Origin of the sequence: Microcoleus sp. OTE_8_concoct_300, from assembly GCF_031383065.1 — a bacterium.
Lineage (GTDB): Bacteria > Cyanobacteriota > Cyanobacteriia > Cyanobacteriales > Microcoleaceae > Microcoleus.
Genome location: NZ_JANMZH010000942.1, coordinates 1 through 6,378, shown reverse-complemented (window position 1 = coordinate 6,378; position 6,378 = coordinate 1). Strand labels below are relative to the sequence as shown.

The 6,378-nt window shown below is 46.6% G+C and carries 6 protein-coding genes; 1 reads left to right on the top strand and 5 read right to left on the bottom strand.

Annotated features, from left to right (window positions below; all coding sequences use genetic code 11):
- Positions 1-460, bottom strand: a 460-nt coding sequence (locus ACUVJL_RS40045; RefSeq protein WP_445250904.1) for a phycobiliprotein lyase, incomplete at its 3' end; no start/stop codon positions are given.
- A gap of 135 nt (positions 461-595) precedes the next feature.
- On the opposite strand from ACUVJL_RS40045, the gene ACUVJL_RS40040 reads away from it, so the two are divergent.
- Entirely contained in the window at positions 596-859 is a 264-nt protein-coding gene (locus tag ACUVJL_RS40040) for an NblA/ycf18 family protein (protein WP_445250903.1), read from the top strand.
- Between the two features lie 646 nt (positions 860-1,505).
- Here ACUVJL_RS40040 and pstB read toward each other — a convergent pair.
- The 4 genes from pstB to pstS all read right to left on the bottom strand — a co-directional run bounded on the left by pstB (position 1,506) and on the right by pstS (position 5,959).
- Positions 1,506-2,306: a phosphate ABC transporter ATP-binding protein PstB gene (gene pstB / locus ACUVJL_RS40035; RefSeq protein ID WP_445250902.1), complete on the bottom strand. Its 801-nt coding sequence runs from the start codon at positions 2,304-2,306 to the stop codon at positions 1,506-1,508.
- 117 nt (positions 2,307-2,423) lie between these two features.
- Positions 2,424-3,317, bottom strand: a complete 894-nt coding sequence (pstA, locus tag ACUVJL_RS40030) for a phosphate ABC transporter permease PstA (protein WP_445250901.1) — start codon at positions 3,315-3,317, stop codon at positions 2,424-2,426.
- A gap of 34 nt (positions 3,318-3,351) precedes the next feature.
- Positions 3,352-4,308, bottom strand: coding sequence for a phosphate ABC transporter permease subunit PstC (gene pstC / locus ACUVJL_RS40025; RefSeq protein WP_445250900.1), 957 nt, complete (start codon positions 4,306-4,308; stop codon positions 3,352-3,354).
- 469 nt (positions 4,309-4,777) lie between these two features.
- Positions 4,778-5,959, bottom strand: a complete 1,182-nt coding sequence (gene pstS, locus ACUVJL_RS40020) for a phosphate ABC transporter substrate-binding protein PstS (RefSeq protein WP_445250899.1) — start codon at positions 5,957-5,959, stop codon at positions 4,778-4,780.
- Positions 5,960-6,378: the final 419 nt, after the last annotated feature.

Sequence of the window (6,378 nt, the reverse complement as noted above, 5' to 3'; positions counted from 1 at the left end):
TACTCGTCCGCATCCGCACGTTCGGATTAGCAAACCAGAAACGCTCGATCGAACTCATCGTCTCGTATTCCGTAATCAGCAGCAGCCCATCCTCATCATCCATCTCAAAACGGCCAGCCACCGGCACAATTTCCGCATAGCCCCGTTCCCGCAACATCAAACCCTGCCGCGGATTTTCAGGATCGGGGACGATCGCGAACACCGTAGACCCTTTATGATTCTCATCATCCTTATCCCAGGCCATCGAGCCGTGCCAAGTCACAAAAGCCCCCCCAGCAGCCCGGCTCGGATCGACTTCGTGCATCTTGCAAATCTCGGCGATTCGCGCGTCATCCGCACCCAGCGCCGTTACCTGAATATTTGAATCCCCAATCTCCGCTTGGCGGAAAGCGAGGTGGTGAGTGCTGCGCTGCGATCGCCACTCCCCAGCGCTGCTTTGAAAAAACTCCATTGCATCCATACGAACTAGCTCCTTTGGCTTAGGCTTCCCGGTGTTTACGCCTTTTTATGATAAGGCTCCCCCCACTTAGATGTACTTTTGCTACACAAATTAGTCTCAAAATGTCTACTTTGGACATATTGTCAAGCGAATGTTATGATAGTTTACAATGTAGGAGAAACAACAAATCCGGAGAAACGTCATTCGGATCAATCTCGCATCAATCTCAGCAAACTGGAGGAGCGATTTATGGATATGCCTACAACCAGCCTCAGTATGGAACAGCAGTTCAAACTACAAGTGCTGCGCGAAGAAGTCAAAAGGTTAAGCCAAGACCAAGCTCAGGAATACTTGCTCGAAGTTATGCGACAAAACATGGTCAAAGAAAACCTGTTAAAGCATTGGATGAAGAATATGTGAACTCTTCGAGCATTTCTTCACAAAAAAGCGAGCGAGAAGCCCTTGGCTTTAGGACATGGGGAGGAAAGCGGCAGCGACGACCGTCGCCTAGAATGATTGCACAAAGGATTGCATAACTCAAGTTTTATGCTACGATAAGTTTAGTAATTAAGAACAACCATCTACGCATTGAAACGTCTTAGTCTCGGTGAAATTCCGGCACAGTAAGCCACTACTACTTTATGTAGAAAGCCTATTCAACTGGCAAGCAATATCAAGATGTGGAGCGTACCTACCTGGCATAAGTGATGGACTCTGAAAACGAAAAAACTAAAAGTATACGCAAAGTTTGGATGAGTCCAATCTGAGTGGGTAGAGGTGCATTGATAACGCCTTTGAAAGTCCCTACCGGATTTAGTCAAGAATCCCCCTGATTCATCAGTGGGGAGTATCAAAAAAATCAGTGGCTTGTATCTGCAAAAAGTGCGATCGAGCTATTAAACATAAAACCCAGAATCCCACTTTCTCCAAGAAAGCGGGATTCTCAATTCAGAAAAGTTTTATGCAGTTTTTTTTGTCGCTAACATACTCAGCAAATTAAATGTTTTTAGTCTCAAGCTTAAGAGACGAGAGTTTGTGTAGCGACAGGCTTCAACCTGTCGGGGACTCAACCAAAACGACCACTCACATAATCTAAAGTAGACTCTTCCTTCGGAGTTTGGAAAATTACCTCTGTCTTGTCACACTCCACAAGATAGCCAAACCGCTTCCCATCGTCAGAAAGTTTAGCATTGAAAAAAGCAGTCAGGTCAGAAACCCGAGAAGCCTGCTGCATATTGTGAGTAACGATCACAATTGTATACTTCTCCTTGAGTTCCCGCATCAACTCCTCAATCTTAATCGTAGAAATCGGGTCAAGAGAAGCGCAAGGTTCATCCATTAACACTACATCAGGATTAATCGCGATCGCCCTAGCAATACACAAACGCTGCTGCTGACCACCCGAAAGTGAAAAACCGCTTTGCTTCAACTTATCCTTCACCTCATCCCACAAATAAGCTTGGCTGAGCGACTTTTCCACCAGCTCATCCATATCCCCCTTATAATTGTTCACCCTCGCACCGTAAGCAATATTGTCATAAATCGACTTCGGGAAAGGATTCGGCTTTTGAAACACCATCCCAATCTTGCGGCGCACCGCCACAGCATCAATATCAGGATCGTAAAGATTTTGACCGTGGTAATCAATTCTACCCTCTAAACGAAAACCGTTAACTAAATCGTTGAGGCGGTTAAAACATCGCAGAATTGTACTTTTACCGCAGCCAGACGGCCCAATCAAGGCAGTAATGCGATTTTTAGGAATCTCCATAGAAACATTTTTAACCGCGTGAAAATCGCCGTAAAAAATATTGATGTTTTCTGTCCGTAAAACTGTTTCCGTTTGGTTGTCTAAATCCATCATCATACAGGTAACAATCCTCTCAAATTTTACAAATGACCCATGACCCATGACAAATGACAAATGACAAATGACCAATAACAACTGTCAACTGTCAACTGTCAACTGTCAACTGTCAACTGATTAATACACTTTTTTGTGAGTAGCCCAGCGAGAAAGAATACTCGTCAATAAAACCATAAACACCAAAATCAAAGATGCAGCCCAAGCCAATTCTTTCTGGGCCTTAAAAGGAACCGTTGCAAAGTTGTACACCAAAACCGAAAGACTCGGAGTTGGCTTATCAAATCCTGCCGGCCAAAAAGGCGAATTGAGCGCCGTGAAAATCAAAGGAGCAGTTTCTCCAGCCGCGCGAGCAATTGCCAGAGTCACACCCGTTAAAATAGCCGGAATTGCCGCAGGCAAAACCACCTGCAACACCGTCTGATAATTAGAAGCACCCACACCAACCGACGCCCATCTAATATCTTGCGGGACGATTTGTAGAGCTTCGTCAGTAGTCCGCACAATCGTCGGCAACATCAGCACAGCCAGCGCCGCGCCCCCTGCAATTGCCGAAAAACCTCCCATATTTACCACGAACAAACCGTAGGCAAATACCCCTGCAATAATCGAAGGAACGCCGCTGAGGACATTAGTAGCAAAGCGCACCCAGCGAGCGATTTGCCCGCTGCTGAATTCCGACAAATAAACTGCTGCCAATACACCAAAAGGAACAGCAATCAAAGAAGCAATTCCCACCGTCATCAATGTACCGAGAATTGCATTAGCAATACCGCCTCCCGATAGTCCGGGCGGCGGTGGCAGCTTGGTAAACAAGTCTAAATTCAGGCGATTGAAACCTTGTACGGTGACATAGGAAAGCACTGCAAACAAAGGCAGCAGAGTGATTGCCAAAGCAGATCCAGCCAGTACAGTCATCCCCAGACTAAACAGCGCTTGCGGGCTGTTTTTAACCTTCTTCAAACTGCCTGTTTTCGATACCAAAGGATTCTCATCGGAGACGCTATTTGACATAAACTAAAACTATGTAGGAAATTGCGGCCAACTTCTAGTTGTACTTGGCTCTTACTTGAGAAACAATCCACTCTGCCAAAATATTAACAATCAGCGTCAGAATAAATAGAATTAGCCCCGTGTACATCAGAGCCGCCACTTGCAATCCCGAAGCTTCGGCAAATTGATTTGCCATCAAAGAAGCAATAGTATTTGCAGGAGCTAGCACAGAAGCACTTAACTGATTGGAATTGCCAATTAACAGAGTTGCGGCCATTGTTTCTCCCATCGCGCGACCGAGCCCGAGCATAATTCCGCCGACAATGCCGGAAAAAGCCGCCGGTACGAGTACCCTAAAAATGGTTGTCCAGGGAGTTGCTCCCAAACCTAGAGATGCTTGTCGCAATTCGGGCGGGAGACTTGCTAAAGAGTCGCGGGAGATAGCAGTAATAATGGGCAAAGTCATGATTCCCAAAATTACTCCGGCTGGTAACATTCCCGGGCCGACTGGCGGAGTGCTAAAAATCGGCAGCCATCCGAAGTTACTGTTGAGAAACTTTCCGACAGTGCTAATAATGGGAATCAATACAGCAATTCCCCACAAACCGTAGACTACGCTGGGAATGGCAGCTAAAAGTTCTACTAAAAAAACTAAAGCTGTGCGCACTGGCAGCGGCAAAAAATCTTCACTCAAGAAGATGGCAGTCCCTACTCCTAATGGTACCGCAATTAGGAGCGCGATCGCCGAACTGACGATCGTCCCGTAAATCATCGGCAGCGCGCCGTACTCTTCTTTAACCGGATTCCAGCTACTGCCAAACAGAAAGCCCAAACCGTACTGTTGAATCGCAGGTAAAGCCCTGTAAGCAACGGTGAGGGCGATTACCAGCAAAATTACACCAACTCCTATTCCCAAAATCCTAGTCAGCCAGATAAAGCCTTGGTCTAAGGATTTTTCAGCTTGAGAGCGCGATCGGCTCTGTGATTGAGCGCTGTTATTATCTGAAATCATAGAAAAAAAAACCAAATATATAGTAGCGGAAAATAGCCTGTTTCGGAAAAAGCTAGAAGGAAGCAGAAAGAAAGACCATAAATAAAATCACATAGGGGCGGGTTGATTCATCACCTAACCTAACTTTTCAACAAGTATTTCTGGTCACACCCACCCATTGTATTTTGAAAGAGGTAGATGGCGATTTACCGCCCAAGCGGGGGCGGGTTTATCAAATTATTGATTTTAGGCAATTATGGTTTGTGAAACCCGCCCCTACACAGATGCACCGATTGTTACATAGAAGAGGGGCGGATTTATTAATCCCCTGACTTTTTAACAAATATTTCTGGTAAAACCCGCCCCACAGAAATATCTCTCTTCGTTCTTCCTGATTTTTACCCGCACGCGCAATGCCGAAGGGCTTTTTTCCCTCTGACAACGGACAACAGTCAACAGTCAACAGTCAACAGTCAACAGTCAACAATTACTATTTGGCAACCTCAATCTTGTAGTCTGGGCTGATGCCGTCAGCGGCCGCGGCTACTTTTTCTTTAACGTTTTGGGGCAGAGGAACGTAGCCCAATTCGGAACTAACTTTTTGACCTTCAGTTAAGCCGTATTCAACCATCGCCTCAATGACTTTAGCTTTGTTGGGGTCAGTAACTGTTTTGGGGACGAGCATCCAAGTGTAGGTGACAATTGGATAGGATTGAGCGCCTTCGGGGTCTTCGATAAATGCTCGCAGGTTTTCCGGCAGCGGCACAGTTGCTAAAGCTTGAGAAGCTGATTCGTCGGTAGGTGCGACAAAGCTGCCTGCTTTGTTTTGTAGCGATGCAAATTTGAGATTGTTGTTTTTGGCGTAGCCGTATTCTACGTAGCCGATGCTACCGGCGGTTTGCAGGATTTGGGCTGTGACGCCTTCGTTGCCTTTTGCGCCTACACCTACGGGCCACTGTACTGTTTTGCCGTCGCCTACTGCACTTTTCCAGTCGGGGCTGATGGCACTCAGGTGTTTGGTGAAGACGGCGGTGGTACCGCTACCGTCGGAACGGTGGACGATGGTGATGGCTTGGTCTGGCAATGTAGCGCCCGGATTGGCTGCTGCAATTTTGGGGTCGTTCCACTTGGTAATTTTACCTTGGAAGATTTCTGTGTAAACGTCTCTGGGCAGTTTGAGTTCGGGTAAGTCTGGCAGGTTGTAGCCGATGACGATGCTGCCGGCTGTCATGGGGAGCAAGATCACGCCTTTGTCTGCTGGAACTTTGGCGATTTCGTCGTCTTTCATGGCGGTGTCGCTGGCCCCAAAGTCTACTGTGCCTTTGGTAAATTGTTCGACTCCGGCGCCGCTGCCTACTGATTGATAGTTAATTTGTACTTTGGGGTTGATTTTGTTGAAGTCTTGAAACCAACGCTGGTACAGAGGGGCGGGGAATGAGGCGCCGGCTGCGGTGATGGCTACGTCTGAGGCTAGGGCGAGTTTGGTGTTTTCCCCGGAGCCGGTGGCTGCAACGGGGGATGCGCCGGGGGATGCTGCGGTGTCGCCGGGGCTGGGGCTGCTGCCTGTGGTTGTGCTGCCACCGCCGCAAGCTGCTAAACTCAGGGCGATCGCCATAGCCGAAATTGCCGTAGTCAGACGGTTTGAATTAATCAAGTTGAGACGAAAAAGCATAGGTATAAAAAATCTGCGATCGTTATATCGGTGTCCGGCATCAGCATAGCGCGCAAAAGTAAAGGTTAGGTTAAGAATCTTTACACTTAATCGCAATTTAATATTAATTAATATTATTAATGTTATTTATGAGCTTGACAAATGTGAATTCATAAGATATGTGGCAGAAAAATAGCTACGGAAACAAGCAGTCGATCGCCCGATCGCGAAAAATTCCCGATTAAATTATCACAAGATCCAGGCTTAAGAACCAGAAAACCATAAAATGGTGGTTTTTTTGACCGAAAATTTGGGTGCAAGCCCCGTCCTTTTAGGACGGCTTTAATTAGACTTCTTGAAAAAGCGTTTCAACGTTTGCTCATGGTTGTGGTATAATCAGGTAGGAGAATAGAGCAAATGTTTCATTTAGTCTACGAATT